The organism is Aquibium microcysteis (genome assembly GCF_014495845.1).
GTDB classification, from domain to species: domain Bacteria; phylum Pseudomonadota; class Alphaproteobacteria; order Rhizobiales; family Rhizobiaceae; genus Aquibium; species Aquibium microcysteis.
Genome location: NZ_CP061080.1, coordinates 5,139,918 through 5,165,715, shown reverse-complemented (window position 1 = coordinate 5,165,715; position 25,798 = coordinate 5,139,918). Strand labels below are relative to the sequence as shown.

General features: G+C 67.2%; 25 protein-coding genes, 1 tRNA gene and 1 pseudogene. 20 read left to right on the top strand and 7 right to left on the bottom strand.

Annotation, left to right across the window (positions count from 1 at the left end; all coding sequences use genetic code 11):
- Window positions 1-67 precede the first annotated feature (67 nt).
- Both hmgA and IAI54_RS24320 read left to right on the top strand, forming a co-directional pair.
- Window positions 68-1,381 (top strand): homogentisate 1,2-dioxygenase, encoded by a 1,314-nt coding sequence (gene hmgA / locus IAI54_RS24325; protein WP_187969632.1) that lies wholly within the window; start codon window positions 68-70, stop codon window positions 1,379-1,381.
- A gap of 235 nt (window positions 1,382-1,616) precedes the next feature.
- Window positions 1,617-2,567 carry an MBL fold metallo-hydrolase gene (locus IAI54_RS24320; protein ID WP_187969631.1) on the top strand — a complete coding sequence of 317 codons (951 nt, stop codon included), beginning with the start codon at window positions 1,617-1,619 and terminating at the stop codon, window positions 2,565-2,567.
- A gap of 376 nt (window positions 2,568-2,943) precedes the next feature.
- On the opposite strand, the gene IAI54_RS24315 is transcribed toward IAI54_RS24320, so the two are convergent.
- The gene (locus IAI54_RS24315; RefSeq protein WP_187969630.1) at window positions 2,944-3,261 is read right to left on the bottom strand and encodes a type II toxin-antitoxin system Phd/YefM family antitoxin; all 318 of its coding nucleotides are present in this window, start codon (window positions 3,259-3,261) and stop codon (window positions 2,944-2,946) included.
- An 81-nt stretch (window positions 3,262-3,342) separates the two neighbouring features.
- On the opposite strand from IAI54_RS24315, the gene IAI54_RS24310 reads away from it, so the two are divergent.
- From IAI54_RS24310 to IAI54_RS24300, 3 genes are all read left to right on the top strand, one after another.
- On the top strand, window positions 3,343-4,953 hold the full coding sequence (locus IAI54_RS24310; protein ID WP_187969629.1) for an FAD-dependent oxidoreductase: 1,611 nt from the start codon (window positions 3,343-3,345) through the stop codon (window positions 4,951-4,953).
- An 11-nt stretch (window positions 4,954-4,964) separates the two neighbouring features.
- Window positions 4,965-5,156: a DUF2783 domain-containing protein gene (locus IAI54_RS24305; protein ID WP_187969628.1), complete on the top strand. Its 192-nt coding sequence runs from the start codon at window positions 4,965-4,967 to the stop codon at window positions 5,154-5,156.
- Between the two features lie 131 nt (window positions 5,157-5,287).
- Window positions 5,288-6,265 (top strand): complex I NDUFA9 subunit family protein, encoded by a 978-nt coding sequence (locus IAI54_RS24300; protein ID WP_187969627.1) that lies wholly within the window; start codon window positions 5,288-5,290, stop codon window positions 6,263-6,265.
- 446 nt (window positions 6,266-6,711) lie between these two features.
- On the opposite strand, the gene IAI54_RS24295 is transcribed toward IAI54_RS24300, so the two are convergent.
- A complete protein-coding gene (locus IAI54_RS24295) occupies window positions 6,712-7,518 on the bottom strand; it encodes an undecaprenyl-diphosphate phosphatase (protein ID WP_187969626.1) in 807 nt (268 codons plus the stop codon).
- 170 nt (window positions 7,519-7,688) lie between these two features.
- Here IAI54_RS24295 and IAI54_RS24290 point away from each other — a divergent pair, with 170 nt between their 5' ends.
- The 13 genes from IAI54_RS24290 to IAI54_RS24230 all read left to right on the top strand — a co-directional run bounded on the left by IAI54_RS24290 (window position 7,689) and on the right by IAI54_RS24230 (window position 20,444).
- On the top strand, window positions 7,689-8,381 hold the full coding sequence (locus IAI54_RS24290) for a glutathione S-transferase family protein (protein ID WP_187969625.1): 693 nt from the start codon (window positions 7,689-7,691) through the stop codon (window positions 8,379-8,381).
- Window positions 8,381-9,547 (top strand): tRNA epoxyqueuosine(34) reductase QueG, encoded by a 1,167-nt coding sequence (gene queG, locus IAI54_RS24285; RefSeq protein ID WP_187969624.1) that lies wholly within the window; start codon window positions 8,381-8,383, stop codon window positions 9,545-9,547. Before IAI54_RS24290 ends, queG begins: the two co-directional genes overlap by 1 nt.
- The gene (locus IAI54_RS24280; RefSeq protein WP_187969623.1) at window positions 9,544-10,455 is read left to right on the top strand and encodes an SDR family oxidoreductase; all 912 of its coding nucleotides are present in this window, start codon (window positions 9,544-9,546) and stop codon (window positions 10,453-10,455) included. The genes queG and IAI54_RS24280 overlap by 4 nt, the downstream gene beginning before the upstream one ends.
- A gap of 127 nt (window positions 10,456-10,582) precedes the next feature.
- Window positions 10,583-11,611 (top strand): penicillin-insensitive murein endopeptidase, encoded by a 1,029-nt coding sequence (gene mepA, locus IAI54_RS24275; RefSeq protein ID WP_187969622.1) that lies wholly within the window; start codon window positions 10,583-10,585, stop codon window positions 11,609-11,611.
- A 91-nt stretch (window positions 11,612-11,702) separates the two neighbouring features.
- Complete coding sequence (locus tag IAI54_RS24270; protein WP_187969621.1) at window positions 11,703-12,122, top strand: methylglyoxal synthase; 420 nt, start codon at window positions 11,703-11,705, stop codon at window positions 12,120-12,122.
- A 7-nt stretch (window positions 12,123-12,129) separates the two neighbouring features.
- Entirely contained in the window at window positions 12,130-13,158 is a 1,029-nt protein-coding gene (locus IAI54_RS24265) for a glucokinase (RefSeq protein WP_187969620.1), read from the top strand.
- 148 nt (window positions 13,159-13,306) lie between these two features.
- Window positions 13,307-15,178: an ABC transporter ATP-binding protein gene (locus IAI54_RS24260; protein WP_187969619.1), complete on the top strand. Its 1,872-nt coding sequence runs from the start codon at window positions 13,307-13,309 to the stop codon at window positions 15,176-15,178.
- Complete coding sequence (dapB, locus tag IAI54_RS24255; RefSeq protein WP_187969618.1) at window positions 15,175-15,984, top strand: 4-hydroxy-tetrahydrodipicolinate reductase; 810 nt, start codon at window positions 15,175-15,177, stop codon at window positions 15,982-15,984. Before IAI54_RS24260 ends, dapB begins: the two co-directional genes overlap by 4 nt.
- 80 nt (window positions 15,985-16,064) lie before the next feature.
- Entirely contained in the window at window positions 16,065-16,682 is a 618-nt protein-coding gene (locus IAI54_RS24250) for a 2,3-bisphosphoglycerate-dependent phosphoglycerate mutase (RefSeq protein WP_187969617.1), read from the top strand.
- A gap of 316 nt (window positions 16,683-16,998) precedes the next feature.
- A tRNA-Leu gene (locus tag IAI54_RS24245) sits at window positions 16,999-17,083 on the top strand.
- A gap of 76 nt (window positions 17,084-17,159) precedes the next feature.
- Window positions 17,160-18,836, top strand: a complete 1,677-nt coding sequence (locus IAI54_RS24240; RefSeq protein WP_187969616.1) for a tyrosine-type recombinase/integrase — start codon at window positions 17,160-17,162, stop codon at window positions 18,834-18,836.
- Window positions 18,837-19,198: 362 nt separating this feature from the next.
- Window positions 19,199-19,738, top strand: a complete 540-nt coding sequence (locus IAI54_RS24235) for a Pycsar system effector family protein (protein ID WP_187969615.1) — start codon at window positions 19,199-19,201, stop codon at window positions 19,736-19,738.
- A gap of 1 nt (window position 19,739) precedes the next feature.
- Window positions 19,740-20,444 (top strand): adenylate/guanylate cyclase domain-containing protein, encoded by a 705-nt coding sequence (locus IAI54_RS24230; RefSeq protein WP_187969614.1) that lies wholly within the window; start codon window positions 19,740-19,742, stop codon window positions 20,442-20,444.
- Window positions 20,445-20,721: 277 nt separating this feature from the next.
- Here the strand turns inward: IAI54_RS24230 and IAI54_RS24225 are convergent, their stop codons facing one another.
- From IAI54_RS24225 to IAI54_RS24210, 4 genes are all read right to left on the bottom strand, one after another.
- Window positions 20,722-21,546, bottom strand: coding sequence for a ParB N-terminal domain-containing protein (locus IAI54_RS24225; RefSeq protein WP_187969613.1), 825 nt, complete (start codon window positions 21,544-21,546; stop codon window positions 20,722-20,724).
- Window positions 21,546-21,770: a hypothetical protein gene (locus IAI54_RS24220; RefSeq protein ID WP_187969612.1), complete on the bottom strand. Its 225-nt coding sequence runs from the start codon at window positions 21,768-21,770 to the stop codon at window positions 21,546-21,548. Before IAI54_RS24220 ends, IAI54_RS24225 begins: the two co-directional genes overlap by 1 nt.
- Window positions 21,767-22,342 (bottom strand): hypothetical protein, encoded by a 576-nt coding sequence (locus IAI54_RS24215; RefSeq protein ID WP_187969611.1) that lies wholly within the window; start codon window positions 22,340-22,342, stop codon window positions 21,767-21,769. The genes IAI54_RS24220 and IAI54_RS24215 overlap by 4 nt, the downstream gene beginning before the upstream one ends.
- A gap of 77 nt (window positions 22,343-22,419) precedes the next feature.
- Window positions 22,420-22,746: a hypothetical protein gene (locus IAI54_RS24210; RefSeq protein WP_187969610.1), complete on the bottom strand. Its 327-nt coding sequence runs from the start codon at window positions 22,744-22,746 to the stop codon at window positions 22,420-22,422.
- A gap of 171 nt (window positions 22,747-22,917) precedes the next feature.
- On the opposite strand from IAI54_RS24210, the pseudogene istA reads away from it, so the two are divergent.
- Both istA and istB read left to right on the top strand, forming a co-directional pair.
- Window positions 22,918-24,487 (top strand): annotated as a pseudogene (gene istA, locus IAI54_RS24205) (IS21 family transposase).
- A complete protein-coding gene (istB, locus tag IAI54_RS24200; protein WP_187969608.1) occupies window positions 24,417-25,151 on the top strand; it encodes an IS21-like element helper ATPase IstB in 735 nt (244 codons plus the stop codon). The pseudogene istA and the gene istB overlap by 71 nt, the downstream one beginning before the upstream one ends.
- 198 nt (window positions 25,152-25,349) lie before the next feature.
- On the opposite strand, the gene IAI54_RS24195 is transcribed toward istB, so the two are convergent.
- The gene (locus tag IAI54_RS24195) at window positions 25,350-25,769 is read right to left on the bottom strand and encodes a CRISPR-associated endonuclease Cas1 (RefSeq protein ID WP_187969607.1); all 420 of its coding nucleotides are present in this window, start codon (window positions 25,767-25,769) and stop codon (window positions 25,350-25,352) included.
- Between the last annotated feature and the right edge of the window lie 29 nt (window positions 25,770-25,798).

The following is a 25,798-nucleotide window of genomic DNA, read 5'->3' as shown; positions in this document are numbered from 1 at the left end:
ACCCGGTCGCCATACCGGCGACCCGGTCGCCATGCCGGCGACCCGTCCGCCCACGAGGGAGGCCATCGTGACCTATGCCTACATGCCCGGCTTCGGGAACGATTTCGAGACGGAGACGCTGGCCGGCGCACTGCCGCAGGGCCGCAACTCGCCGCAGCGCCCCGCCTACGGGCTCTATGCCGAACAGCTGTCCGGCTCGCCCTTCACCGCGCCGCGCGGCACCAACGAACGCTCCTGGCTCTACCGCATCCGCCCATCGGTGAAACATCACGGCCGCTTCGCCGCGGCGAGCTATCCGCTCTGGAAATCCGCGCCGAACGCCGGCGACCACGACCTGCCGCTCGGCCAGCTGCGCTGGAACCCGGTGCCGATGCCGACCGAGCCGACCGACTTCATCGCCGGGGTCCGCACCATGACGACGGCGGGCGACGTGTTCGGCCAGGCCGGCATGGCGGCCCATGTCTATGTCGCCAATGTCGACATGGTCGACGACCACTTCTTCAATGCCGACGGCGAACTGATGGTCGTGCCGCAGGTGGGCGGCTTGCGCTTCGTCACCGAGATGGGCGTGATGGAGGTGTTGCCGGGCGAGATCTGCGTCCTGCCGCGCGGGCTGACCTTCAAGGTCGAGCTGATGGACGGTCCGGTGCGCGGTTACATGTGCGAGAATTACGGCGCCAAGTTCACCTTGCCCGACCGCGGCCCGATCGGCGCCAACTGCCTCGCCAACCCGCGCGACTTCAAGACGCCGGTCGCCTGGTACGAGGAGAAGGAGACGCCCTGCCGGCTAATCGTGAAATGGTGCGGCGGCTTCCATGTCACCGGGATGGGTCATTCGCCGCTCGACGTGGTGGCCTGGCACGGCAACTACGCGCCCTACAAATACGACCTGTCGACCTTCTCGCCGGTCGGCGCGATCCTGTTCGACCATCCCGATCCGTCGATCTTCACCGTGCTCACCGCGCCGTCGGGCGAGGAAGGCACCGCCAACATCGACTTCGTCATCTTCCCGCCGCGCTGGATGGTGGCGGAGAACACCTTCCGCCCGCCCTGGTACCACCGCAACATCATGAGCGAGTTCATGGGGCTGATCCACGGCAAGTACGACGCCAAGGAGGAAGGCTTCGTGCCCGGCGGCATGAGCCTGCACAACATGATGCTGGCGCACGGCCCCGACGCCGACGGCTTCGACAAGGCCTCGCGCGCCGAGCTGAAGCCGGTGAAGCTCGACCACACGATGGCCTTCATGTTCGAGACGCGCTACCCGCAGCTGCTGACCCGGTATGCGGCCGAACTCGACACGCTGCAGGACAATTACGTCGACTGCTGGGACGGGCTGAAGAAGCGCTTCAACGGCACGATCGAGGGCGACTGGAGCTGATCCGCCGAGATGCGGTGTGCCCGCACCTCGGGCTGAGGACCGCCGGGCGCCGCCGCCACGAAAGACGAACGGCGGTGCCGGCAGCGGAGCGGCCGCGGACACGAAACGCGGGAGGTCGGCACCGACCTCCCTCCTCCTGGGGTGCGAGCCCGCACGACGCCTGCCATCGGGCGCCGAACATTCGAAGGGCGAGCCTCGAAGGGGGCACGACCCGAACGACAACAAGGGAAGAGACATGGCCAAGCAGTTCGCCTCCGCCGGAGACATGACCGAGAAGGAGATCTCGTTCACCGAGATCGGCCGCGACCTCTGGGCCTTCACGGCCCAGGGCGACCCCAACACCGGCGTCGTCATCGGCGACGACTCGGTGATGATCGTCGATGCGCAGGCGACGCCGCGGTTGGCAAACAAGGTGATCGAGAAGATCCGCTCCGTCACCGACAAGCCGATCAAATACGTGGTGCTGACGCATTACCATGCCGTGCGCGTGCTCGGCGCCTCGGCCTATGGCGCGTCGGAGACGATCATGTCGGCCAGGGCGCGCGCCATGGTGGTGGAGCGCGGGCAGGAGGACTGGGATTCGGAATTCGGCCGATTCCCGCGCCTGTTCCAGGGTCATGAATCGATCCCGGGCCTGACCTGGCCGACCATGACCTTCGGCGACTCGATGACGCTCTACATGGGCAAGCGGCGCGTCGACCTGAGATTCCTCGGCCGCGGCCACACCGCCGGCGACATCGTCGCCCACGTTCCGGACGCCAACGTCATGTTTACCGGCGACCTCGTCGAATACCACTCGGCCTGCTACTGCGGCGACGCGCATTTCGCCGACTGGCCGGCGACGCTGGAGGCGATTCGCGGCTACGGTCTCGACGCCATCGCGCCCGGCCGCGGCGACGCGCTGGTCGGCGAAGAGATGGTCAACGCGGCGCTCGACAACACCGCCGACTTCGTCGCCTCGACCTACCGGCCGATCGCGCGCGTCGCGCAGGGCGGCGGCTCGATGAAGGAGGCCTGGGACGCCTGCCGCGCCGCCTGCGACCCGAAATTCGCCTCCTATGCGATCTACGAGCACTGCCTGCCCTTCAACGTGGCCCGCGCCTATGACGAGGCGCTCGGCATCGACACGCCGCGCATCTGGACCGCCGAGCGCGACCGCGACATGTGGGAGCGCCTGCAGGGCTGAGGCTCGCTCGGGGAGGAGGCGGGATGGGCGGGGGATCGCACTGCGGAACGTTGGGTGACGGGGTCGGCAGGACCGACCGCGTCGGCAGGACTGGCAGCGTCGGCAAGACTCAGTGCGGCGTCATTCCACCCCGCACCGTCATCCTCGGGCTTGTCCCGAGGATCTACCGCCCGTCGCCACCAGCATCCGTCTTCCGGCGCGTCGCCCGCCCTGGACGTCCGCTGCGCGGTGACGCCTCGACCTACCTTGGCTCGTCGGCAGATCCTCGGGACAAGCCCGAGGATGACGGCGCGGACGGTTGGGGCAAGTACTCAGCCCATTCGGGATCGATTTCGTCGAAATCCGGTGCGATCCAGATTTCGCCCTCCATGGCGCATCACATCTGCCCGCGCGCAGCGAGCCCTTCCGCCGCCGCCAGCTCAACCGCCGGCCTGCCGTCGTACTCGTCCCATTCGGGACCGAGTTCATCCCAATCGTCCGACATGGTCAGCTTCACATGGCTGAACGCGCCCACCCGCGGCAGCTTCGGCGCAGCGGGCACCTCGGCCGCAGCCAGTTCCACCACCGGCCTGCCGTCGCGCGTGACCTCGATGTGCTCGCCGGCCTCGGCGCGGCGCAGCAGTTCGCCGATCCGCGCCTCCGCTTCCTCCACCGTCACGCGGACCGCGCCTGCCTGCCGTGCATGCTCGTTCATGGCGGATACCCCGTTTCCGGACAGTCTAAGCCAATCGGGACCGGCCGACAAATCCGCCGCCCTCCAGCCAGGATGCCTTTCATGACCCGCATCTTCGAGACGCCGCTCTATCCCTACAGGCGTTCGCCCGACCAGGACGCGGCCTCGCCCGTGCGCCATCCGGTGATCGTCGTCGGCGCCGGCCCGGTCGGGCTCGCGGCCGCCATCGACCTCGCGATGAAGGACGTGCCGGTGGTCGTGCTCGACGACAACGACAAGGTCTCGTTCGGCTCGCGCGCCATCTGCTTTTCCAAGCGCACGCTGGAAATCCTCGACCGGCTGGGCGTCGATCCGGGCATCGTCGACAAGGGCGTGACCTGGAACCTCGGCAAGGTGTTCTTCGGCGACCGCCAGGTCTACGGCTTCAACCTGCTACCCGAGGCGGGCCACCGGCGGCCGGCCTTCATCAATCTGCAGCAGTACCATTTCGAGAAATATCTGGTCGATCGGGTCGCCGAACTGGCCGCCGAGGGCAGGCCGATCGAGATCCGCGGCCGCAGCCGGGTGACGGCGGTCGTGCCGACGCAGAACGGCGTGTCGCTGTCGGTCGAGACGCCGGACGGCCCCTACCGGCTGGAGGCCGACTGGCTGATCGCCTGCGACGGCGCCAATTCGCCGATCCGGGCGATGCTCGGGCTCGATTTCGTCGGCCGGGTGTTCGAGGACAACTTCCTGATCGCCGACGTGAAGATGGAGGCGGAGTTTCCGACCGAGCGCTGGTTCTGGTTCGACCCGCCCTTCAACAAGGGCCAGTCGGCGCTCCTCCACAAGCAGCCCGACGGCGTCTGGCGCATCGATCTCCAGCTCGGCTGGAACATCGACAAGGACGAGGAGAAGAAGCCGGAGAACGTCATCCCGCGGCTGAAGGCGATGCTCGGCGACGACGTCGCCTTCGAGCTCGAATGGGTGTCGATCTACACCTTCCAGTGCCGGCGCATGGAGCGCTTCCGCCACGGACACGTGCTGTTCGCCGGCGATTCGGCCCACCAGGTGTCGCCCTTCGGCGCGCGCGGCGCGAATTCCGGCATCCAGGACACGGACAACCTCGCCTGGAAGCTGAAGCTCGTCATCGACGGCGCAGCCCCCGCGAGCCTGCTCGACAGCTACGACGCCGAGCGCGTGCACGGCGCCGACGAGAACATCCTCAACTCCTCGCGCTCGACCGATTTCATCACGCCGAAATCGGACACCAGCCGGCTGTTCCGCGACGCCGTGCTCGACCTGTCGGAGCGCTATGAATTCGCCCGCCCGCTGGTGAATTCGGGTCGACTGTCGGTGCCCTGCGCCTATGACGGCCTGCCGCTCAACGGGCCGGACGCCGAGGGCCTGCCCGCGCGCACGCGGCCGGGCACGCCTGCCGCCGACGCGCCGGTCGGCGGGGGCTGGCTCCTCGACCGCCTGAACGGCGGCTTCCGGTTGATGACGATCGACGCGGATGCGCCGGACCGGCTGGAGATCGGCGGCGTCGCCGTCGAGCGGCTCGCCCTGTCGGCGGCCGACGACCCGAGCGGCATGCTCGCCGCGCGCTATCTCGGCGACGCCGCCGGCGCGGTCTACCTGATGCGGCCCGACCAGCACGTCGCCGCCCGCTGGACAGCCTTCGACGAAGCCGCCGTTTCGGCAGCGCTGGCCCGCGCCACCGGACGCGCCTGAGGACCATGGACATGACCACGCTCGTCACCACCCCCAACATCCCCCGCCCGGACGATTTCTATGCCGAGCTGCTTTCCCTGCACGAGGGCCTGACGAAGGCGCAGAGCGACGCGGTCAACGCGCGGCTGATCCTGCTGCTCGCCAACCACATCGGCGACCGCGCCGTCCTGTCGGAAGCGATGGCCGCGGCGAAGGCCGGCTGACCGTCTCCACGTGGCCGCCTGCGAGACCCTTCGCCGCGCTTTGCCTTTGCGGCGAAACGGATTATGAGGACGCAGGCATCCGGCCCCGGCGCGGCGCGTCGGCGCGGGCAGAGTGAGACGAGGAAGGTTCGATGGCGCTGATCGCATCCACGCCCAGGCTGGTCACCGTGTTCGGAGGCTCCGGCTTCGTCGGCCGGCACATCGTGCGGGCGCTGGCCAAGCGCGGCTACCTCGTGCGCGTCGCCTGCCGTCGCCCCGATCTCGCCGGCCATCTCCAGCCGCTCGGCAATGTCGGCCAGATCCAGCCGATCCAGGCCAATCTGCGCTATCGCTGGTCGATCGAGCGGGCTCTCGACGGGGCCGACTACGCGATCAACTGCGTCGGCATCCTGCACGAGGGCGGGCGCCAGCGCTTCTCGTCCGTTCAGGCCTTCGGCGCCCAGGCGATCGCCGAGGTCTGCCGCGCCAACGGCATCTCGATGACCCAGATCAGCGCGATCGGCGCGGACGCTCAGTCGCAGTCCGAATACGCCCGCAGCAAGGCCGCCGGCGTCGCGGCCGTGCTCGACGCCGTCCCCGACGCGGTGATCCTGCGCCCCTCGATCGTCTTCGGACCCGAGGATTCCTTCTTCAACCGCTTCGCCGAGATGGCGCGCTTCTCGCCCGTGCTGCCGCTGATCGGCGGCGGCACGACGAAGTTCCAGCCGGTCTATGTCGGCGACGTCGCCGAAGTGGCCGCGCGTGCGGCCGACGGAAAGATCGCCGGCGGCGCGAGCTACGATCTCGGCGGCCCGCAGGTGCTCACCTTCCGCGAATGCATGGAGACGATGCTCGAGGTCATCGAGCGCAAGCGCTGGCTGGTCAGCGTTCCCTGGCCCGTGGCGCGCCTGCAGGCGTCGGTGCTCGAGATGCTGCCGAACCCGCTCCTGACCACCGACCAGCTGAAGCAGCTCGCCGTCGACAACGTCGTCTCGGAGGCAGCGATCCGCGACGGCCGCACGCTGCAGGGCCTCGGCATCCGGCCGCAGTCGCTGGAGGCGATCCTGCCGACCTATCTCTGGCGCTTCCGCCGCACCGGCCAGTATTCGACCGGCACCGTCACGCACTGACCGCCGACCGCTGCCGCTCCCGCGCCGTCATCCCGGGCCTGTCCCGAGGATCTGCTGCGCTTGCGGGTCGCGCAGCTCCCGTGGGCACATCGACGGTTCGAAAGCGCCAACTTTTCAGGACGGAGCAGATCCTCGGGACAAGCCCGAGGATGACGGCGGTTCGACGTTCCAACCGCCTCCTCGGTGCTGAAACGCGGGCGAAGATGCGTCCGGGGGCCTGACGAAGCCACACGCCGTCATCCTCGGGCTTGTCCCGAGGATCTGCTGCGCATCCCGGTCGCGCAGCTCCCGTGGTCGCATCGACGGTTCGGACGCCAACTTTTCAGGGCGATGCAGATCCTCGGGACAAGCCCGAGGATGACGGCGGTTCGACGTTCCAACCGCCTGTTCGGTGCTGAAAAGCGGGCGAAGATGCGACCGGAGAGGCCGGACGTCGCCCTCCCGCCTCAGCCCCAGATCATCAGCGCTGCAAGCCCGACCGTGCCGACCACGAGGCGCCACCAGCCGAACAGCGCGTAGCCGCGCTTCGACACGAAGTCGAGCAGCGAGCGGACCACGAACACCGCCACGACGAAGGAGGCCACGAAGCCGACGCCGATGAGCAGCAGGTCGTCGGTGGAGAGGATGTCGCGGTTCTTGTAGAGGTCGTAGGCGAAGGCGCCGGCCATGGTGGGCATGGCGAGGAAGAACGAGAACTCCGCCGCCGAGCGCTTGTCGGTCCCCATCAGGAGCGCGCCGACGATGGTGGCGCCGGAGCGCGAGGTGCCGGGGATCATCGCCAGGCACTGGAACAGGCCGATCTTCAGGCACAGTCCGAGCGGATAGTCCATCACGTCGGTGTAGCGCGGCTTCAGCGCCCAGCGGTCCACCCACAGGAGGATGATGCCGCCGAGGATCAGCATGACGCAGATCAGCATCGGCGTCTCGAACAGCACCGCCTTGATGAAGCCGTGCGCCATCGCGCCGATGACGGCGGCGGGCAGGAAGGCGATCAGGATGCCGAGGACGAAGCGCCGCGCCCGCGCATCGGCGGGCAGCGCGATCAGCAGGTTCCACAGCCGGCCGAAATAGACCGTCAGGATGGCGAGGATCGCGCCGAGCTGGATCAGCACCTCGAAGGACTTGCCGGCCGATTCGAAGCCGAGGAAGTGGCCGGCGAGCAGGATGTGGCCGGTCGAGGAGACGGGGATGAACTCCGTCAGCCCCTCCAGCAGGCCGAGAAGGAGGGCTCCGACGATGCTCTGGCTGTCCATCCGGGAATTCCGTTCGAGTGTGCGATTGAACGCGGCTTGCTTGTCATGATGCCCGCATGCCCCTATAGCACGGGCCTTGCTCGCGACCGGGCTGCGGGACGCTTCGGAGCGCCGGTCGCTCTTAGCGCCGCAGCCGCGAAAACGCCACAGGGTTGTATCCAGTCCGCCTCATGCTGACTTTGTTCCATCATCCGCTCGACGCCTCCTGCCGCTTCGTCCGCCTCGCCTTCGGCGAATACGGCGAGGAACTGGCCCTCATCGAGGAGAAGCCCTGGGTCCGGCGCAAGGAGTTCCTGGCGCTGAACCCGGCCGGCAGCCTGCCGGTGCTGCTGGCCGAAGGCGACGCCGCGATCGTCGGGGCGACCGTGATCGCCGAATACATCGACGAGACGCGCGGCGCCATCAAGCGCGAACGGCGGCTCTTCGCCGAAAACCCCTTCGCGCGGGCCGAAGCCCGCCGGCTGGTCGACTGGTATCTCGGCAAGACGGAGGCCGAGGTGACGAAGCACCTCGCCCGCGAGCGCGCCTTCAAGCCGCTGATGCCGCGCGAGCAGGGCGGCGGTTCGCCGGACGCGCAGGCGATCCGGGTGGCCCGGTCCAACCTGAAGCCGCACATGAAATACACCAACTGGCTGGCCGGCACCCGCGACTGGCTGGCGGGCGACACGATGAGCTATGCCGATCTCGCCGCCGCCGGGTCGCTGTCGGTGCTCGACTATCTGGGCGAGATCGACTGGAGCGACTATCCCGCGGCCCGCGACTGGTACGTCCGCATCAAGTCGCGGCCCTCGTTCCGGCCGCTGCTGGCCGACCGGATGTCAGGCCTGCCGCCGGTGTCGCACTACGCGGATCTCGACTTCTGATGAGCGGCGGCGCCGCACGGCCCGACGGGAGCCGGCTGCGGGCCTTTCTCGACGCGGCCGCCCGCGACGCCGGCTTCGACGTGCTGCGGGTGACGACCCCCGATGCCGCCCCCCATGCCGCTGCAAGGCTGGCCGAATTCGTCCGCCAGGGGCGTCACGGCACCATGGACTGGATCCCCGAGACCCTGGAGCGGCGGAGTTCGCCGCGCCGGCTCTGGGGCGAGGTGCGCAGCGTCGTCATGCTCGGCATGAATTACGGGCCGGAGCACGACCCGCTGGCGGTGCTTCAGCAGCGCTCCCGCGCGGCGATTTCGGTCTATGCGCAGAACCGCGACTATCACGACGTCATGAAGGGCCGGCTCAAGATTGTCGCCGGCCGGTTCGCGGCCCGCGCCGGCGCGGACGTGAAGGTGTTCGTCGACACCGCCCCGGTGATGGAAAAGCCGCTCGCCGCCGCGGCCGGCCTCGGCTGGCAGGGCAGGCACACCAACCTCGTCAGCCGCGACTTCGGCTCCTGGCTGTTCCTGGGCTCGATCTTCACGACGGCCGACCTTGCCCCCGACGAGCCCGAGCGGGACCATTGCGGCTCGTGCCGCGCCTGCCTCGACATCTGCCCGACCGACGCCTTCCCGGCGCCCTACCAGCTCGATGCGCGGCGCTGCATCTCCTACCTGACCATCGAGCACAAGGGACCGATCCCGCTCGAATTCCGCGGGAGGATCGGCAACCGCATCTATGGCTGCGACGACTGCCTGGCCGCCTGCCCCTGGAACAAGTTCGCCCGCACCGCCTCCGAAGCCAGGCTCGCCGCGCGCGACGACCGCCGCGCGCCGCCGCTCGCCGACCTGCTCGGCCTCGACGACGCGGGCTTCCGCGAAGCCTTCTCCGGCTCGCCGATCAAGCGCATCGGCCGCGACCGCTTCCTCCGCAACGTGCTGATCGCGGCCGGAAACTCCGGCGACGCCGCGCTCGGCCGGCGCTGCGCCGATCTCGTCGGCGACCCCTCGCCGCTGGTGCGCGGCGCAGCGATCTGGGCTGCAGCCCGTCTCCTGGGACCGGACGACCTGCGCCGCCTGCACGCCGCGCACGGCACAGATCCCGAGACCGCCGACGAATGGCGCGCCGCGCTCGCAACCACCGACCAGCACGAGGACGTCACCGCATGAGGATCTTCATCTTCGGCGCCGGCTATTCCGGCCGGGCCTTCGCGAGGCGCATGGCCGGCAGGGCCGAATGGATCGCCGGCACCACCCGTTCGGAGGGCAAGCTCGACGCGCTGTCGCGCGACGGCATGCGGCCGGTGCTCTTCGACGGCGCGGCGCCGTCGCCCGAGGCGCAGGCGCTTCTCGCCGGGACCACGCATCTCGTCGTGTCGGCCGGCCCGCAGAACGGCGAGGACCCCGTGCTGGCCGCGGCGCGGGAGACGATTCTCGCCGCCATGCCGGCGCTCGAATGGATCGGCTATCTCTCGACCGTCGGCGTCTATGGCGACCATGACGGCGCCTGGGTGACCGAGGACGGCGAATGCCGGCCGAGCGCCCAGCGCTCCACCGAACGGCTGAAGGCGGAGGCCGGCTGGCTCGACCTCGGCCGCGAACGCGGCGTGCCGGTGGCCGTGCTGCGGCTGTCGGGCATCTACGGCCCCGGCCGCAATGCGCTGGTGAACCTTGCCGGCGGCACGGCGAAGCGGGTCATCCGCGAGGGCCAGGTGTTCAACCGCATCCACGTCGCCGACATCGCCGCGGCGCTCGAGCATCTCGGCACGCGCGGTCTCGGCGGCATCTACAACGTCACCGACGACCGCCCCTGCCCGCCGCAGGACGTGATCACCTTCGCCGCGTCGCTGATGGGCGTCGCGCCGCCGCCGGAAGTCCCCTTCGAGGAGGCGGCGCTGTCGCCGATGGCCCTGTCCTTCTGGGGCGAGAACAAGCGCGTCTCCAACGCGAAGATCCGCCAGACCGGCTTCGACTTCGGCTATCCCGACTACGAGACGGCGCTGACGCGCATGTGGCGCGAGGACGACTGGCGCGGCGAACCGGACGAGATTCGGACGACGCGGCGAAAGCTGGTATGATTCGCATTCGAGCGGCCGCGTTAAGGTTTCGGTAACCGGAGCGCCACAGGCTGCGGCCATGGAGAGACCGGCGGAAACGACCCGGCGCGGTCTCGAAAAGGCCACCAACGGCGGAGATCGTCCGGCGATGAGACAGACGGCTTACCTGATGCGTGCCGCGGCGCTCGCGGCAGCCCTTGCCGGAGCGATCCTCTCGCCGGCACCGGCCGTCGCCGCCGAGCCGCTGGCCAAGACGCTGTTCGGCGCGCAGAAGCTGCCGGCGGCCACGGCGCCCGAATCCTACGGCTTCTATTCCAAGGGCTGCTTCGCCGGCGGCATGGCGATCGCCGTCGACGGCCCCAACTGGCAGGCCATGCGCCTGTCGCGCAACCGCCGCTGGGGCCACCCCGCGATGATCTCGCTGCTCGAACGCTTCGCGCGCGACGCGGCGAAGGACGGCTGGAACGGGCTGCTCGTCGGCGACATCTCGCAGCCGCGCGGCGGACCGATGCTGTCGGGCCATGCCTCGCACCAGATCGGCCTCGACGCCGACATCTGGTTCACGCCGATGCCGGACCGGCGGCTCTCCGAACAGGAGCGCGAGACCGTGTCCTCCCGCTCGATGATCAAGGACGGCACGCTGCTGGTCGACGACAGGGCCTGGACCCCGGCGCATGTCGCGGTGCTGAAGCGCGCGGCGAGCTATGGCGAGGTCGAGCGCATCCTCGTCCATCCGGGCATCAAGAAGAAGCTCTGCGACACCGTGAAGGGCGACCGCACCTGGCTTCGCAAGGTGCGGCCGTTCTGGGGCCATGATTCGCATTTCCACATCCGCATCGGCTGCCAGCCGGGCTCGGAAGGCTGCAAGGGCCAGCAGGCCGTGCCGGCGAGCGAGGGCTGCGACAAGTCGCTCGCCTGGTGGTTCACCGAGGAACCGTGGCGGCCCAACAAGAACCCCGACGCGCCGAAGGCACGCGACATCATGACGATGGCCGCCCTGCCCGCGGCCTGCCGCGCCGTGCTGAAGGCGCCCTCGCCGCCGTCGGAGGCCGCCGTGACGGTCGACGGTTCCGGCCGGCCGGCGGTGGCCTCGGTCTCCGTCACGGTCGCCGCCAGCGCTGCGGCACCCGTGCCGTCTGGAGACATTCCCGTTCCGACGCCCCGTCCGCAGCCCTGACGCCCAGGGCAGACGGGGTCCACTTCGTTGCAATCGGTGCTAAATCGGTTTAGGTGCAGGCGATGGCCCGACCGGAGAGGACCAGAGGACCGTGGCGGAAAGACTGCGTCTCGCGCTGATCGCGCACGACCAGAAGAAGGACGACCTCGTCGCCTTCGCGCAGGCGCATGCCGGTTTCCTCGCCGGCTGCGACCTCGTGGCCACGGGCACGACCGGCGGCCGGATCGTCGAGGCCTGCCCGGCGCTGACGGTGACCCGCATGAAGAGCGGTCCGCTCGGCGGCGACCAGCAGATCGGCGCGCTGATCGCGGAGGGCCGGATCGACGTGCTGGTCTTCTTCGTCGATCCGCTCACCCCGCTGCCGCACGACGTCGACGTAAAGGCGCTGATGCGGCTCGCCACGGTCTATGATATCCCGATGGCGCTGAACCGGGCGACGGCCGAGATCGTTCTGTCGGCGGCAAACACTCTCAGGCGGACCGGAGCCGGCGCTCCGGGCCAGAACGGTTGAAGACGAAATGGCCCAGTCGATCGACACCACCCACGTGCTGAAGTTCCCGGTGCTGATCGGCGACATCGGCGGGACCAACGCGCGCTTCGCGCTGCTGGTCGATTCCTATGCCGAGCCGAAGGAATTCCCCATCGTCCAGACGGCGGATTTCGCCAACATCGACGAGGCCATCCAGGCCTCGATCCTCGACCGCACCTCGATCATGCCGCGCTCGGCGGTGCTCGCCGTCGCCGGGCCGATCGACGGCGACGAGGTCGACCTGACCAATTGCGACTGGGTCGTGCGGCCGCTGGAGATGCGCCGGACGCTCGGGCTCGAGGACATCGTCCTCCTCAACGATTTCGAGGCGCAGGCGCTTGCCGTGGTGGCGCTGGGCGAGGAGCACATGGTCAAGATCGGCGCCGGCGAGGCCGAGCCGGACGCCAGCCGCGTCGTGCTCGGACCCGGCACCGGCCTCGGCGTGGCAGGGCTGATCCATGCCTGCCGCACCTGGATCCCGGTTCCGGGCGAAGGCGGCCACATGGACATGGGTCCGCGCACCCCGCGCGACTTCGAGGTCTTCCCGCACATCGAGCGGATCGAGGGGCGGATCTCCGGCGAGCAGCTGCTCTGCGGCCGCGGCCTCGTCAACGTCTACCGCGCCATCGCCCGCGCGGACGCGAAGGAAGCGCCCTTCACGACGCCGGCCGAGATCACCACCGCCGGCCTCGCCGGCAGCGACGCGATCGCCGTCGAGGCGCTCGAGATGTTCGTGACCTGCCTCGGGCGCATCGCCGGCGATCTCGCGCTGGTGTTCATGAGCCGCGGCGGCGTCTATCTCACCGGCGGCATCGCGCAGAAGATCGTCGCGGCGCTGAAGCATCCCCGCTTCCGCGAGGCCTTCGAGGACAAGGCGCCGCACAGCGCGCTTCTGAAGGCGATCCCGATCTACGTCATCACCCATCCGCTGGCGGCGCTGACCGGGCTCGCCGCCTATGCCCGCACGCCCGCCCGTTTCGGCGTCGAGACGCGCGGCCGGCGCTGGCCGGCGCGCTGACGCGCCGTGGCCGGGCGCGATCCGGTGCGGCCGCCGCGACCGCAGGCCGCGCGGGGCGTGGAACAGGGCGGTTCCCAACGCCGGGGAAAGGCTCTAAAGGGAGCCGGACTTTTTGGTTCCCGTCCGCCGCTCGCCGCGCCGCGGGACAATGCGAGGATCGGATCCCACTTTGGCTCTTGACGAGACCGCGACCCGGCGGGTGAGGCAGGACGAGATCGTCTCGCTGCTCGTCCGCATCTTCCGCGAGAACGGGCGGGAATATGTCGGCACCTATTCGATCGCGGTGGCCTGCCTGCTCGCCGTCGCCGCCACGACCGCCTTCTCCGCCTGGATCATGAACGACGTCGTCAACTCGATCTTCTACGAGCGGCGCTACGACCTCATCATGATCATCTCGGGCTCGATCGCGGCGGCCTTCGTCGTGCGCGGTTTCGCCACCTATCTGCAGTCGGTCCTGCTGGCGAAGGTCGGCAACAACCTCGTCGCGCGCTACCAGCGGCGGATGTTCGACCATCTGATGCGGCTCGGCATCGACTTCTTCGCCGACACCCGCTCGGCCGAACTCGCGGCGCGGATCAACCAGAACGTCGGCGGCATCCGCGATCTGCTCAACATGACCATCACTTCGATCGCCCGCGACGCGATCTCGCTGATCGCGCTGGTGGGCGTCATGGTGTTCCAGGATCCGCTGCTGTCGCTGTTCGCGCTGCTGATCGGCCCGCCGATGATCTTCGCCGTCAACTACCTGATGCGGCGCGTGCGCGTCATCACGCGCGAATCGATCGAGTACAATTCGCGGCTGATCGGCGCCGTGCAGGAGGCCACGCAGGGCATCGCCATCGTCAAGGCCTTCACGATGGAGGACCAGCTGCGCGGCAAGCTCGACCAGCTGATCACCATCGCCGAGCACAAGGCCAACAAGATCGCCCGCGTGTCGGAGCGCATGACGCCGATCTCGGAGGTGCTGGCGGGCTTCGCCATCGCCGGCGTCATCGCCTATGCCGGCTACCGCGCGTCGGTGGCGGGCGAGCCGCCCGGCGCCGTCTTCTCCTTCATCGCCGCGCTGCTGCTCGCCTACGATCCGGCGCGGCGGCTGGCGCGGGTGCAGGTCAACCTCGAGCGCTCGCTCGTCAATGCGCGCATGATCTACGAGATCCTCGACGTCGAGCCGCTGCAGCGCGACGCCGCCGACGCCGCCGAGCTTTCGCCCGCAGCCGGCGAGATCCGCTTCGACCGCGTCGTGTTCGGCTATGCACCGGGCCAGCCGGTGCTGAACGGGGTGAGCTTCACGGCGGCCGCCGGCCGCACCACCGCCATCGTCGGCACCTCGGGGGCCGGCAAGTCCACCATCATCGCGCTGATGCAGCGCTTCTACGACGTGTGGGACGGCGCCATCACCATCGACGGGCAGAACATCGCCGGCGTCACCAAGCAGTCGCTGCGCCGCTCCATCGCCTATGTCTCGCAGCAGCCCTATCTCTTCGAAGGCACGATCCGCGACAACATCCGCTACGGCCGTCCCGACGCCACCGACGCGGAGGTGGAGGAAGCGGCACGGCTGGCCCAGGCCGACGACTTCGTGCGCGCCCTGCCGCGCGGCTACGACACGCCGGTCGGCGAGAACGGCATGACCTTCTCGGGCGGCCAGCGCCAGCGCCTGTCGATCGCCCGCGCCATCGTGCGCAAGGCGCCGATCCTGCTGCTCGACGAGGCGACCTCGGCGCTCGACAACGAATCCGAAGCGAAGGTGCAGAAGGCGCTGGAGACGGTGATGGTGGGCCGCACCACGATCGTCATCGCGCACCGGCTGTCGACCGTGGTCAATGCCGACCGCATCCTGGTGCTGGAGGCCGGCCACCTGATCGAGGAAGGCACCCACGAGGAATTGCTGGCCGACGAGTTCGGCATCTATCATCGCTTCTACCAGATGCAGAGCCGGGTGAACTTCGACATCGTGCGCGACATTCCCGCGCCGGAGCCGGTCACCCTCGGCCGGCGGGGCAGGCGGAGGAAGGCATGAGCGACATGAGGCTGGTGGTGGTCGGCGCCGGCGGGCGCATGGGCCAGGCGCTGGTGCGGGCCATCCACGCCATCGACGGCGTTTCGGTGGCAGCCGCGGTCGAGCGTCCCGGCTCGCCGCATCTCGGCCGCGACGCCGGCGAACTGGCGGGCGTCGGCCCGCTCGGGGTCCCGATCGGCGACGACCCGCTGCCCGCCTTCGCGGCGGCCGACGGCGTGCTCGACTTCACCTCGCCGAAGGCCTCCGTCGAGTTCGCCGGCTATGCCGCGCAGGCGCGCATCGTCCACGTCATCGGCACCACCGGCTGCGGACCGGACGAGGACGCGGCCATCGCGGCGGCCGCCCGCCACGCCACCATCGTCAAGTCGGGCAACATGAGCCTCGGCGTCAACCTGCTCGGCGCGCTGGTGCGCCAGGCGGCGCGCGCGCTCGGCCCCGATTTCGACATCGAGATCCTCGAGATGCACCACCGCCACAAGGTCGACGCGCCCTCGGGCACCGCGCTGCTGCTCGGCGCGCAGGCTGCCGAAGGGCGCGGCATCGATCTCGCCGAACACGCCGTGCGCAGCCGCGACGGCCACACGGGGCCGCGGCCGGAAGGCTCGATCGGCTTCGCCACGCTGCGCGGCGGCTCGGTGATCGGCGAGCATTCGGTGGTCTTCGCGGGCGAGGGCGAACGCATCGTGCTCTCCCACATCGCCGAGAACCGCACCATCTTCGCCCGCGGCGCCGTGCGCGCGGCACTCTGGGCACGCGGCCGCAAGCCCGGCCTGTTCTCGATGCTCGACGTGCTCGGGATCGCCTGACCATGGCCCCCTGCCCGGCCGCCGGGCGCCGCGCCCGCCCCGCCTCTTCCCTCAAGAACCTGCAAGCATAGGAGCCGCCCATGTCCGGAACGCTGGTGCTCGTCCGTCACGGCCAGAGCGAATGGAACCTGAAGAACCTGTTCACGGGCTGGCGCGACCCGGGCCTGACCGAGAAGGGCCACGAGGAGGCGAAGGCCGCCGGCCGGGCGCTGAAGGCGCGCGGCCTCTCCTTCGACATCGCCTATACCTCCGCGCTCTCGCGCGCCCAGGTCACCTGCGCCCACATCCTGGACGCCGTCGGCCAGCCCGGCCTCGAGACCATCCGCGACCAGGCGCTGAACGAGCGCGACTATGGCGACCTGTCGGGCCTCAACAAGGACGACGCGCGGGCGAAATGGGGCGAGGAGCAGGTCCATGTCTGGCGCCGCTCCTACGACATCGCGCCGCCCGGCGGCGAGAGCCTGAAGGACACCGGCGCCCGCGTCTGGCCCTATTACCTGCACGACATCCAGCCGCACGTGCTGCGCGGGCAGACCGTGCTCGTCGCCGCCCACGGCAATTCGCTGCGCGCCCTGATCATGGCGCTCGACGGCCTGTCGAAGGACGAGGTGGTGAAGATGGAACTCGGCACCGGCGTGCCGGTGATCTACCGCCTCAACGCCGATTCCACCGTGGCCTCGAAGGACATCCTCGGCTGAGGCAAGGCGCGGGCGGCAGCGCGCGACGGCAAGACTTGGCGGCGCCGGCGGGGGCTGACGGCCGCCGGCCTCCTCCCTTCCCGATCCGCATCCCCCCGAAGAACCTCCCCGGCCCGCCAACGGCGGGCCGATCGACGGTCGGCGCCAATCGCGGCGATAGGCACGGGCACCCGTCGGCGGTCGCCGCCGGCCGCCTTCCGCAGCGACACCCGCCCCGCCCGCACGCCCCCGCGCACGACGTTGAAAATAAGCTCGATTTCTCCCCACTCCCGCATTGACACCACCCGGCGCCCCGCATAAACGAAGCCTCGCACCTGCCCAGGTGGCGGAATTGGTAGACGCGCACGGTTCAGGTCCGTGTGCCGCAAGGCGTGGAGGTTCGAGTCCTCTCCTGGGCACCAAGGCTTCCCTAAGCCATTGAAACCCTGATATCTAAGGATTTTCAGCCCGCGCACTGGGTCACAGGAGCGGGTCACAATGGTACTTCGGATGCCGAGACCGACGACGCGGGAAAATTCGTCCTTCCTTCAGTTCAGGTGCCGCGTCCCGGCGGATATCGCGCAAGTCGCTCGCGGCAAGCTGGTCCTTGTCGAGCTACCGGCGGCAAGTACCGAACCGCCGGTCACGGTGTCTGCGACGGCCGGCACTTTCATCAAGTTCAGCCTCCGCACCCGCGACCCGAACGTCGCGAAGGTCCGCAGCGCCGCCGCGAACACTCAGGTGAACCAGCAGTTCGCAGCGTGGAGAAGCGGTCCCGCGTCGCTGTCGCAGCGGCAGCTCGTGGGCTTGTCGGGCGAGGTCTATCGGCTGGTCGTCGAGAAGTTCGAGGAGAACCCCGGCACTCCCGAAAACTGGGCCGCGTTCAAGGCGTTCAATCGCGCGGCCAAGGAAGGGCGGCTGCTCAATGTTCCGCTGTTCGACGCCGCCCGCCTTCCGGCTCCCGGCGATGCGTACGCCGCATTCGGCGAAGAGCTGACTTCGGGGGTGAACACGCTGCCGAGGACGGTCGAACCGATCGAGGCGCTGGAACGGCGCTTCGGGTGGCTGACCAACTGGGTCCTCCAGAAGCACGGCCTTGCAGTCGATCCGGAGACCCGCGCCCGCCTCCTGGCGCAGGTCGAGCAGGCCGCGACGGACGCCGGCTGGGCTCTGAAGCGGAATGCTTCCGGTGACTACTCTCCCGACCCCAAGGCGAGCCGGTTCCCTCCCGTGGCCGTTGGTTCGATAGGCACGGCCATTTCGCTGGACGATCTCTTCGACCGCTGGAGCAAGGAGGCGATGCCTGCCGCCAGCACGCGCTCGACGTGGTCGGGTAACGTGCGTTTCCTGAAGGAGCATCTTGGCTCCAAGGCGAACGACATCCGGCGCATAACCAGCGACGATATCGTGGCGTGGAAGGACGCGGCAGTGGCGCGGGGCCGCAGCGCCAAGACGATCAACGACAGCTACCTCGGTTCGGCCAAGGCGCTGCTCAACTACGCGGTCAGCAACAAGCTGCTCACGGACAATCCCGCCGAAGGCGTCCGCGTGATCGTCCGGAACCGCGCCGGCACCGGGCAGCAGCCCTACAGCGATCAGGAGGTCGCCCGGCTGCTTGCCCTAGCTGATAAGGAGAGCGACCAGGCCCGTCGCTGGCTGCCGTGGCTCCTTGCCGGGACAGGTGCCCGCGTGGGCGAGATCGTGCAGCTCTGGGGAAGCCGCATCAGGGAAGTCGAGGGGCATTGGGTTATGGTCATCGCCCCGGCAGAGGACGGCGGAAGCCTGAAGAACGAGGGCAGCGAACGAACCGTGCCGCTGCACCCCGCACTTGTCGAAGCCGGGTTTCTGGACTTCGTCCGGGAGCGCGGGCAAGGTCCGCTCTTCTACCGCCGATCATCCGGGAGGGCGTCCCGGCGACACGCCAGCAAGGGTGTTTCGAACCGGCTGTCGACGTGGATACGCGCGGCGGGCTTCACCGACCCGCGCAAAGCCCCTGCCCACGCCTTCCGCCACTGGTTCAAGAGCGCCGCCTCCCGGCGAGGCGTCTCGGACAGCCTAGCGGATGCCATCCAAGGACACGCCGCCGCATCCGTCGCCGCGCGGTACCGGCATTTCGACGTGAAAGATATGGCAGCGGCCATCGCCGCGATCCCGCTGCCGCCGTTGGCGGTGTGACGTTCATTCCCGCACTTGTTCTTGTGCGGGAGCTAGCTGAGCCGGTCAGCACGTAGCGATTCGCTGCAATGGGCAAGGTGGCACGGAAAAGCAGCCTCCGCGTTGTCGGCGCGAGAAGGACTCTCTCGGTCGCGCCCGCAGCGATCGTGCCGGGGATGACTTAGAGCATGATGGAATGCGGACATTCTGCCGCTGGGCGAGCTTAGTAGAAAGCATACGGGCCTACTTCGGCGCTTTCGGCGCCGGCAACAGAATTTTGCTGATTTCCTTCTTGGGGGAATCGAAAGCGAAACTTGTGTGTAACACGGCGCGGCTCTTGTCTGCTCCCGATTCTGGATGCTCTAATTTCGGTGGAGGATTTCATGGCGCGGCTTTCTGAATATCAAGATCAGCTTAATCGGCTACTGGATCTTGCGCATCATCAAGTGCATTTTGCGGAGGCGAAGAACGGTGCTCTGATAACTCTAAACTTCGCCCTCATAGTGGGCATGGCGGCGATATCGGGCGAAGAAATTGCATGGCAATGGCGTGTCTATATGTTTAGCGTTGGCGCCACTCTGGGCTTGGCGGGCATTGTAGCTATGTTATCCTTCTTGCCCCGACTGACCCCTATCCCGGATGAGGTTCGCAAAATTGGGGGCAACGTCGCTTTTACTGGCGACATTGCGATGATGGGTTCAGGATCTCTGCTTCTGGCGCTGAAATCGAAGATGGTGCTGACAGATGACCCGACGCCTTACTGCCGTGACCTCGCCGAACAAACCTACGTAAACGCTCGCATTGCTGCGACGAAGTTTCGTCGGTTCCGCCTTGCTATGTGGCTGACTGTTGGGGGGTTCTTGTTTCCGACGGTGTGGATTGCTTCACAAGCCGTAACCGGCGCATTGACCCTCTGGAGTTGAGATGGCTTGGAAGGAAGACTTGGAGATTTGGGTAGATGGTCATTTTGGTTCATCATTCGATGTTCGCGACGGAACGGTCGTACCGACCACGGACAGTGTCAGCAAAAATCAAGCAGTTAACCTTGATGCCTCTTTTTTGTACGCAGATTTAGCAGGATCTTCAGAGCTAGCCCGTCATTGCCCATGGGAGACAACCGCAAAGATAATACGGGCATTCTTAGATACCTCAACTCGTCTAATTCGGGCATATCGAGGCGAGATACGTAGCTTTGATGGCGACCGCGTTATGGGCGTTTTTGTCGGGGACATGTCGCAGACAAACGCCACCAAATGCGCAAGAGAAATATTTTACACGGTGGAAAATATACTCGGGCCAAAGGCTTATAAAAAGTTCACATCAATCTCAAAAAACGGAATTAAGCTCAAGTGCGGCGTCGGAGTCGACTATGGAACAAGTAGAACAGTTCGAGCTGGAATCCGAAACAACAACGACCTAATTTGGATAGGCAGACCACCAAACATGGCTGCGAAATTGTCTGACGTTCGAAAATATCCTTATTCCGTTATGATACACAAGGACGTCTACACATCACTTCCGGATATTGAGAAATACAATGATGGGAAAGATATTTGGGAGTCTCGAAGCTTCAAGCTTTCTGGCGCAACCCACACTATCTATCGAACAAGGTGGCCGAAATACCCATAGCTATTCGGAAACCATCAAACATCCAAGTGTGCCCCTCTTAGGTGCCATCAAGTCCGGCACTCCAGAAAACCTTACCGTCTGAGGCACATGTCTGGGGGGCTGCAACCGCTCCAGCCGTGGCGGCTCCCGGTTATGTGAAATGCCTTGAAGGGCCGTAATGGGCAACTTATTCAACGGTCCGACCGCATAGCAGTGAGGATTGTGGGCAGCTTAGAGCCGCCGGGACCCGTGCAAAATGCACCCCCATGGGCTGCACAGGTCCCGGCTTAGAAGCCGCCTAGAAGTCTGTGTCCTCGTCCTCGTCCTGATCCGCGCTCATTGAGCCGGCTGTCCGGGGAGGATCGAAGTCCGTCCACTCATCGACGTCGCCATAGAGGTACTCGGCCATGTTCCGCAGGCGTCTGCCGAACGCGGCCTGAAGAATTTCCGCAACGAGGTTTTCGTCGTGCCGGGCGGTCCGCCCGACAACGTCGAGAATGGCTTTGGACAGCTCCTTTATCTTCCTGTCCCTCGCGGCGCCCTCCAGCTCCCTTTCCGGGGTCCAGTCGGCCGTGAGGTCTCGTCGGTCTCTACCCCAGCTTCCGGTCGGTTCTCGTCCTTCCTCCTTCATCTGCCGCCAGCGGCTCCGCATGGTCGCCACGGTGCGGAGCGAGACCGTCGTGGCCGAAGCAATCTCCGGCTTCGAGTAACGGGCGTCGTCCTGCCGCACCAGCCGCCAAGCCATGTCCGCCTTCTCGGAGTAGTGCAGCGGAAGCTTGTCCTTGGAGTTCGCCGCCGCCGCGATCAGCAACGCTGTCCGCCGATCACACAGCGCGACACGGACGAGGATGCCTCCCTCCCGCTTGACGGCCCAGTACGCCCCCAGTCGGTGCGCCCCATCGAGCAGCACGAGGGCACCGTCGGTGCGCGAAGGGTCCTGCCAGACGCAGAGCGGGTCGAGCTGCCCCCCGCCGGTCAAAGCGCTCGCGAGAACCCGCACATGAGCCCGGTCCAGGTCGCCCTGACGAGCGCGGAAGAGTTCGTCGACGATGATCTCCCCGCGCCCCACCGATCGATCTTCCCAGACTGCCGCCCAGTGTCCTGCCTTCACGTCCATCCTCATCAGCGGTTGTCCCTTGCGACGGCGTCCGCGATCATGCGGTCGAGGATTGCCGCCTCGCGCCGCCGCGTGGCCCAGCCGCGCTTTGCAGCCTTCCTATTGTCGGCCTTCATGCGCTCCCGTACCTCCCTCGCCTCCTTCGTAGAGCCGAGCGGCCGGCCCGGACGCGGGTCGTATCCGAGGTCGTTCTCCATCGTCTTCCTCGTGGTCTTCGTGTCGTGGTTCATTTCAGTTCCTTGATCGCTTGGTTGATGTCTTCGACGGTCTGGCGTACTCGCTCCCGCTCCCGTTCCTCCAGCATGGCGAGCTGAAGGCCGGCACCGCCGAATGCGAGTGCGAGCTTGTGGCCGAGGATCGCCCCGGCCTTCGGGGTCATCTCCCGATAGACGCGCTTCTGTGTCCCCGTCTGGTGGTCGTAGCGGAGCCCGGAATGCCGCCCCGAAAGCGCCCTGACCCGCCGCGCCAGTTGCAGGCGGAAGGCTCTGTCGGAGCGGAAGCAGGTCGGCCGTTCCCGCCACAGGATGAACATCGCCAGGACGACGACGACGATTTCCTGCGCGGAGCAGTCGGCGTCGATGTTCATCACTTCGGCCGCTGCAGCGCGTTCATGCCGGCTGCACACGGCGCTGAAGGCGACCGCCCTCGCCTCCTCCGCGATAACCCTCCAGCGGTCCTCCAGGTGCCCCCAGAGCGGACTGTCGGGGTTTCTGACGATCCTCCGCCGGACGAGCCGGACGAAGGGCGCCAGTTCGGTGATCCGGATGGCCGCTTGATCCGGATCGCCCTGACGCCGAAGCACGCTCTTGTGCCGGCGACAGTGAGGCGAGTACCGGGACGCGGCCGGTGCGCCGCAGTCGCGGACCTTGCAGATGCGCGTCATCCGGCCGGAGACACTTCCGGGTCCCAGACCATGCACGTCTCCTCCCGGAGAAGGTCGACCGTGTCGAATGCCGCGATCAGCCGAGGGAGCGTATCGACGTGGCCGATCGGTGTGCCCGTTGCGGCCTTGCGGGCGAACAGGAGCAGGTCCTGCGCCGCCGTCAGCGCCGTCTGGATCAGATGGACTTTCCCCTCGTCATCTTCGGCCGTAGTCAGCCATGCATCCGTCATGACTTCCTGTTCGATCAATTCGACCTTCTCAACGAACGCGGCCTCTTCCTTCTCGGCGGCCGTCAGCAGCTTCTTGTCGGTGGTGTTGTTCATGTCATTTGTCCTTTCTGTATCCGCCCCAAGGCACGCAGGGACGGAACCATGATCTGTGAATCGGCATGCAATTTTGACCCCCTAGACGGGAGGATCGGCGTCCAATTTTGACCCCCCTCGTGAAGTCGATCTGCGACCATCCGTTCGTTTTGGCGAGCGGGTGGAGAGGGGATGAAGACAGTGGACACGATTGCCCGGGTTCGGCGTGCCTTTCATGTGCAGGGGTGGTCGCTCAAGCGGATCTGCCGCGAGCTGCACGTGTCGCGCAACACGGTCCGCAAGATCCTCAGGTCCGACGAGACCTCGTTCTCCTACGAGCGCGAGCTGCAACCGAAGCCGAAGATCGGACCGTGGAAGGATCAACTCGACGGGCTCCTGAACGGCAATCTCGGCAAGGCGGCGCGCGAGCAACTGACGCTGATCCGGATCTATGAGGAACTGCGCGCGCTTGGTTATGAGGGCGGCTACGACGCGGTGCGCCGGTATGCGAAGAGCTGGGCGAAGACGAGAGGATCGGCGACGGCCGAGGCCTACGTGCCGCTGCTCTTCGCGCCGGGCGAAGCCTACCAGTTCGACTGGAGCCACGAGATCGTCCTGCTCGCCGGCGTGACGGTGACCGTGAAGGTCGCCCACGTCCGGCTCTGCCACAGCCGCATGATGTTCGTGCGGGCCTATCCGCGCGAGACGCAGGAGATGGTGTTCGACGCCCACGACCGGGCCTTCGCCTTCTTCGGCGGCGCCTGCACGCGCGGCATCTACGACAACATGAAGACGGCGGTGGAGACGGTCTTCGTCGGCAAGGAGCGGCAGTACAACCGTCGCTTCCTGCAGATGTGCAGCCACTATCTGGTCCAGCCGGTTGCCTGCACGCCGGCCTCGGGCTGGGAGAAGGGGCAGGTCGAGAACCAAGTTGGCCTGGTGAGGGAGCGCTTCTTCACGCCTCGGCTGCGCTTCAGGAGCTACGAGGAGCTGAACGCCTGGTTGCTCGACAAGTGCGTGGCCTACGCCAAGGCCCATCGCCATGTCGACCAGCCGGAGCGCACCATCTGGGACGTGTTCGAGGAGGAGCGCGGCAAGCTGGTCGAGTATCGCGGCCGTTTCGACGGCTTCCACACGGTTCCCGCCTCGGTCACGAAGACCTGCACCGTGCGGTTCGACAACAACAAATACTCGGTGCTCTCGACCGCAGTCGGCCGCCCAGTCGAGATCCAGGCCTATGCCGATCGCATCGTCGTGCGCCAGGACGGCACGATCGTGGGCGAGCATGCCCGTTCGTTCGGTCGCAACCAGACGGTCTACGATCCGTGGCACTACGTCCCTGTGCTGGCGCGCAAGCCCGGCGCGCTGCGCAACGGTGCGCCGTTCCAGGGCTGGGAACTGCCATCGGCGATGGAGCGGGTCAGGCGCCGGCTGAAGGCTGCCGACGACGGCGACCGGCAGATGGTGTCGATCCTGACGGCGGTGCTGTCGGATGGGCTCGATGCCGTCGAGATCGCCTGCCAGCAGGCGCTTGCCGAGAACGTCTGCTCGTCCGCCGTCATTCTCAACATCCTGGCCCGCCGGCGCGATCCGGCGCCGGCCGTGACCATCCTCACACCCGACGCGCTGCGCTTGGCGATCGAGCCGCAGGCCGACTGCGCCCGTTACGACAGCCTCAGGAGGGCAAGCTGATGGAACGCACCCAGGTTCTGGACCTGATGGGAACGCTGAAGCTCTACGGCATGCGCAGCGCCTACGATGAGATCATGACGACCGCCATCAAGCGTCAGCACGAGCCGCCGAGGGTCGTCGGCGATCTGCTGTCGGTCGAGATCGCCGAGAAGCAGGCGCGCTCCATCAAGTACCAGCTCACCGTCGCCAAGCTGCCGCTGGCCAAGGACATCGACGACTTCGACTTCGCCGGCACGCCCGTCAACGAGACGCTCGTGCGCGACCTCGCCACCGGCGCCTTCGTCGCCGACCAGCGCAACGCCGTGCTCATCGGCGGCACCGGCACGGGCAAGTCGCATCTGGCCATCGCGATCGCCCGCGCCCTCATACGCAGTGGCGCCCGCGGCCGCTTCTTCAACGTCGTCGATCTGGTCAACCGGCTGGAGACCGAGCACCGCTCCGGCAAGCAGGGACGCATCGCCGACTACCTCACCCGGCTCGACTTCGTTGTGCTCGACGAACTCGGCTATCTCCCCTTCGCCCAGGCGGGCGGCCAGCTCCTCTTCCACCTGATCAGCCGGCTCTACGAGCGGACCTCCATCATCGTGACCACCAACCTCGCCTTCGGGGAATGGCCTGCCGTCTTTGGCGACGCCAAGATGACCACCGCTCTGCTCGACCGCCTCACCCACCACTGCGAGATCATCGAGACCGGCAACGAATCCTGGCGCTTCAAGAACCGCACTCAAAGCTAAAGCCGGAAAGCCTCTCCGACACGCCCGACCGGGCTGCGCAACCCAGACCAGCTCCACCCGGTCGGGCGCTCACCGTCGCGCACTACGAGGGGGTCAATATTGGACGCCGATCCGGGGTCAACTTTGCGCGCCGATTGACAGGCACTCGACACTGGGATACCTGAGCCCCGTCGAGTTCGAGGAACAAGCTATGTTAGCTTAACCTCGTGTCCGAAAAACCGGCAGCAGGCCACCATGCTCTTTTCCGGCAAGTCGGAGCGCCTCGCCCTGCATGCGGATCTTGCCCACGACGAGCTTCTGCCAGAGCTGCTTGACCAGCGGGCGGTTCGCAGAAAGCTGCGCGCGCATACGCGCTGCCTGGGCATGATGACCTTCGAGCGGCCAGACGCAGGCGACAGGGCGGTGGTTGCTGCCGCAGACCACGATCGGCACGGCGCGCTCGGAGAGACGCACCATCACCGAGTTCGACCAGGTCGTGCCATGTGCATGAACGATCAGGGCTCCGATGTCGTCCAGCGCAACGCGACCGCGTTCCTCACCCGCCTCACTCACGGTCAAAAAACCGCGATGAACAGCGAGATGAAGTCCATCGGACGTAATGTCGACAATGCGTTCCATCTGCACATTGTCGCTTTATACAGAGATTC

What these genes read in the sequence shown, in the direction of transcription:
- IAI54_RS24250 (WP_187969617.1), top strand. Translation starts at nt 16,065, where the DNA reads ATGTCCGGAACGCTGGTGCTCGTCCGTCACGGCCAGAGCGAATGGAAC.
- mepA (WP_187969622.1), top strand. Translation starts at nt 10,583, where the DNA reads ATGAGACAGACGGCTTACCTGATGCGTGCCGCGGCGCTCGCGGCAGCC.
- IAI54_RS24280 (WP_187969623.1), top strand. Translation starts at nt 9,544, where the DNA reads ATGAGGATCTTCATCTTCGGCGCCGGCTATTCCGGCCGGGCCTTCGCG.
- IAI54_RS24295 (WP_187969626.1), bottom strand. Translation starts at nt 7,518, where the DNA reads ATGGACAGCCAGAGCATCGTCGGAGCCCTCCTTCTCGGCCTGCTGGAG.
- IAI54_RS24225 (WP_187969613.1), bottom strand. Translation starts at nt 21,546, where the DNA reads ATGAGGATGGACGTGAAGGCAGGACACTGGGCGGCAGTCTGGGAAGAT.
- IAI54_RS24195 (WP_187969607.1), bottom strand. Translation starts at nt 25,769, where the DNA reads ATGGAACGCATTGTCGACATTACGTCCGATGGACTTCATCTCGCTGTT.
- IAI54_RS24260 (WP_187969619.1), top strand. Translation starts at nt 13,307, where the DNA reads ATGCGAGGATCGGATCCCACTTTGGCTCTTGACGAGACCGCGACCCGG.
- IAI54_RS24315 (WP_187969630.1), bottom strand. Translation starts at nt 3,261, where the DNA reads ATGAACGAGCATGCACGGCAGGCAGGCGCGGTCCGCGTGACGGTGGAG.
- IAI54_RS24240 (WP_187969616.1), top strand. Translation starts at nt 17,160, where the DNA reads ATGGTACTTCGGATGCCGAGACCGACGACGCGGGAAAATTCGTCCTTC.
- IAI54_RS24310 (WP_187969629.1), top strand. Translation starts at nt 3,343, where the DNA reads ATGACCCGCATCTTCGAGACGCCGCTCTATCCCTACAGGCGTTCGCCC.
- IAI54_RS24220 (WP_187969612.1), bottom strand. Translation starts at nt 21,770, where the DNA reads ATGAACCACGACACGAAGACCACGAGGAAGACGATGGAGAACGACCTC.
- IAI54_RS24290 (WP_187969625.1), top strand. Translation starts at nt 7,689, where the DNA reads ATGCTGACTTTGTTCCATCATCCGCTCGACGCCTCCTGCCGCTTCGTC.
- IAI54_RS24235 (WP_187969615.1), top strand. Translation starts at nt 19,199, where the DNA reads ATGGCGCGGCTTTCTGAATATCAAGATCAGCTTAATCGGCTACTGGAT.
- IAI54_RS24305 (WP_187969628.1), top strand. Translation starts at nt 4,965, where the DNA reads ATGACCACGCTCGTCACCACCCCCAACATCCCCCGCCCGGACGATTTC.
- dapB (WP_187969618.1), top strand. Translation starts at nt 15,175, where the DNA reads ATGAGCGACATGAGGCTGGTGGTGGTCGGCGCCGGCGGGCGCATGGGC.
- IAI54_RS24300 (WP_187969627.1), top strand. Translation starts at nt 5,288, where the DNA reads ATGGCGCTGATCGCATCCACGCCCAGGCTGGTCACCGTGTTCGGAGGC.
- istB (WP_187969608.1), top strand. Translation starts at nt 24,417, where the DNA reads ATGGAACGCACCCAGGTTCTGGACCTGATGGGAACGCTGAAGCTCTAC.
- IAI54_RS24265 (WP_187969620.1), top strand. Translation starts at nt 12,130, where the DNA reads ATGGCCCAGTCGATCGACACCACCCACGTGCTGAAGTTCCCGGTGCTG.
- IAI54_RS24320 (WP_187969631.1), top strand. Translation starts at nt 1,617, where the DNA reads ATGGCCAAGCAGTTCGCCTCCGCCGGAGACATGACCGAGAAGGAGATC.
- IAI54_RS24230 (WP_187969614.1), top strand. Translation starts at nt 19,740, where the DNA reads ATGGCTTGGAAGGAAGACTTGGAGATTTGGGTAGATGGTCATTTTGGT.
- IAI54_RS24210 (WP_187969610.1), bottom strand. Translation starts at nt 22,746, where the DNA reads ATGAACAACACCACCGACAAGAAGCTGCTGACGGCCGCCGAGAAGGAA.
- queG (WP_187969624.1), top strand. Translation starts at nt 8,381, where the DNA reads ATGAGCGGCGGCGCCGCACGGCCCGACGGGAGCCGGCTGCGGGCCTTT.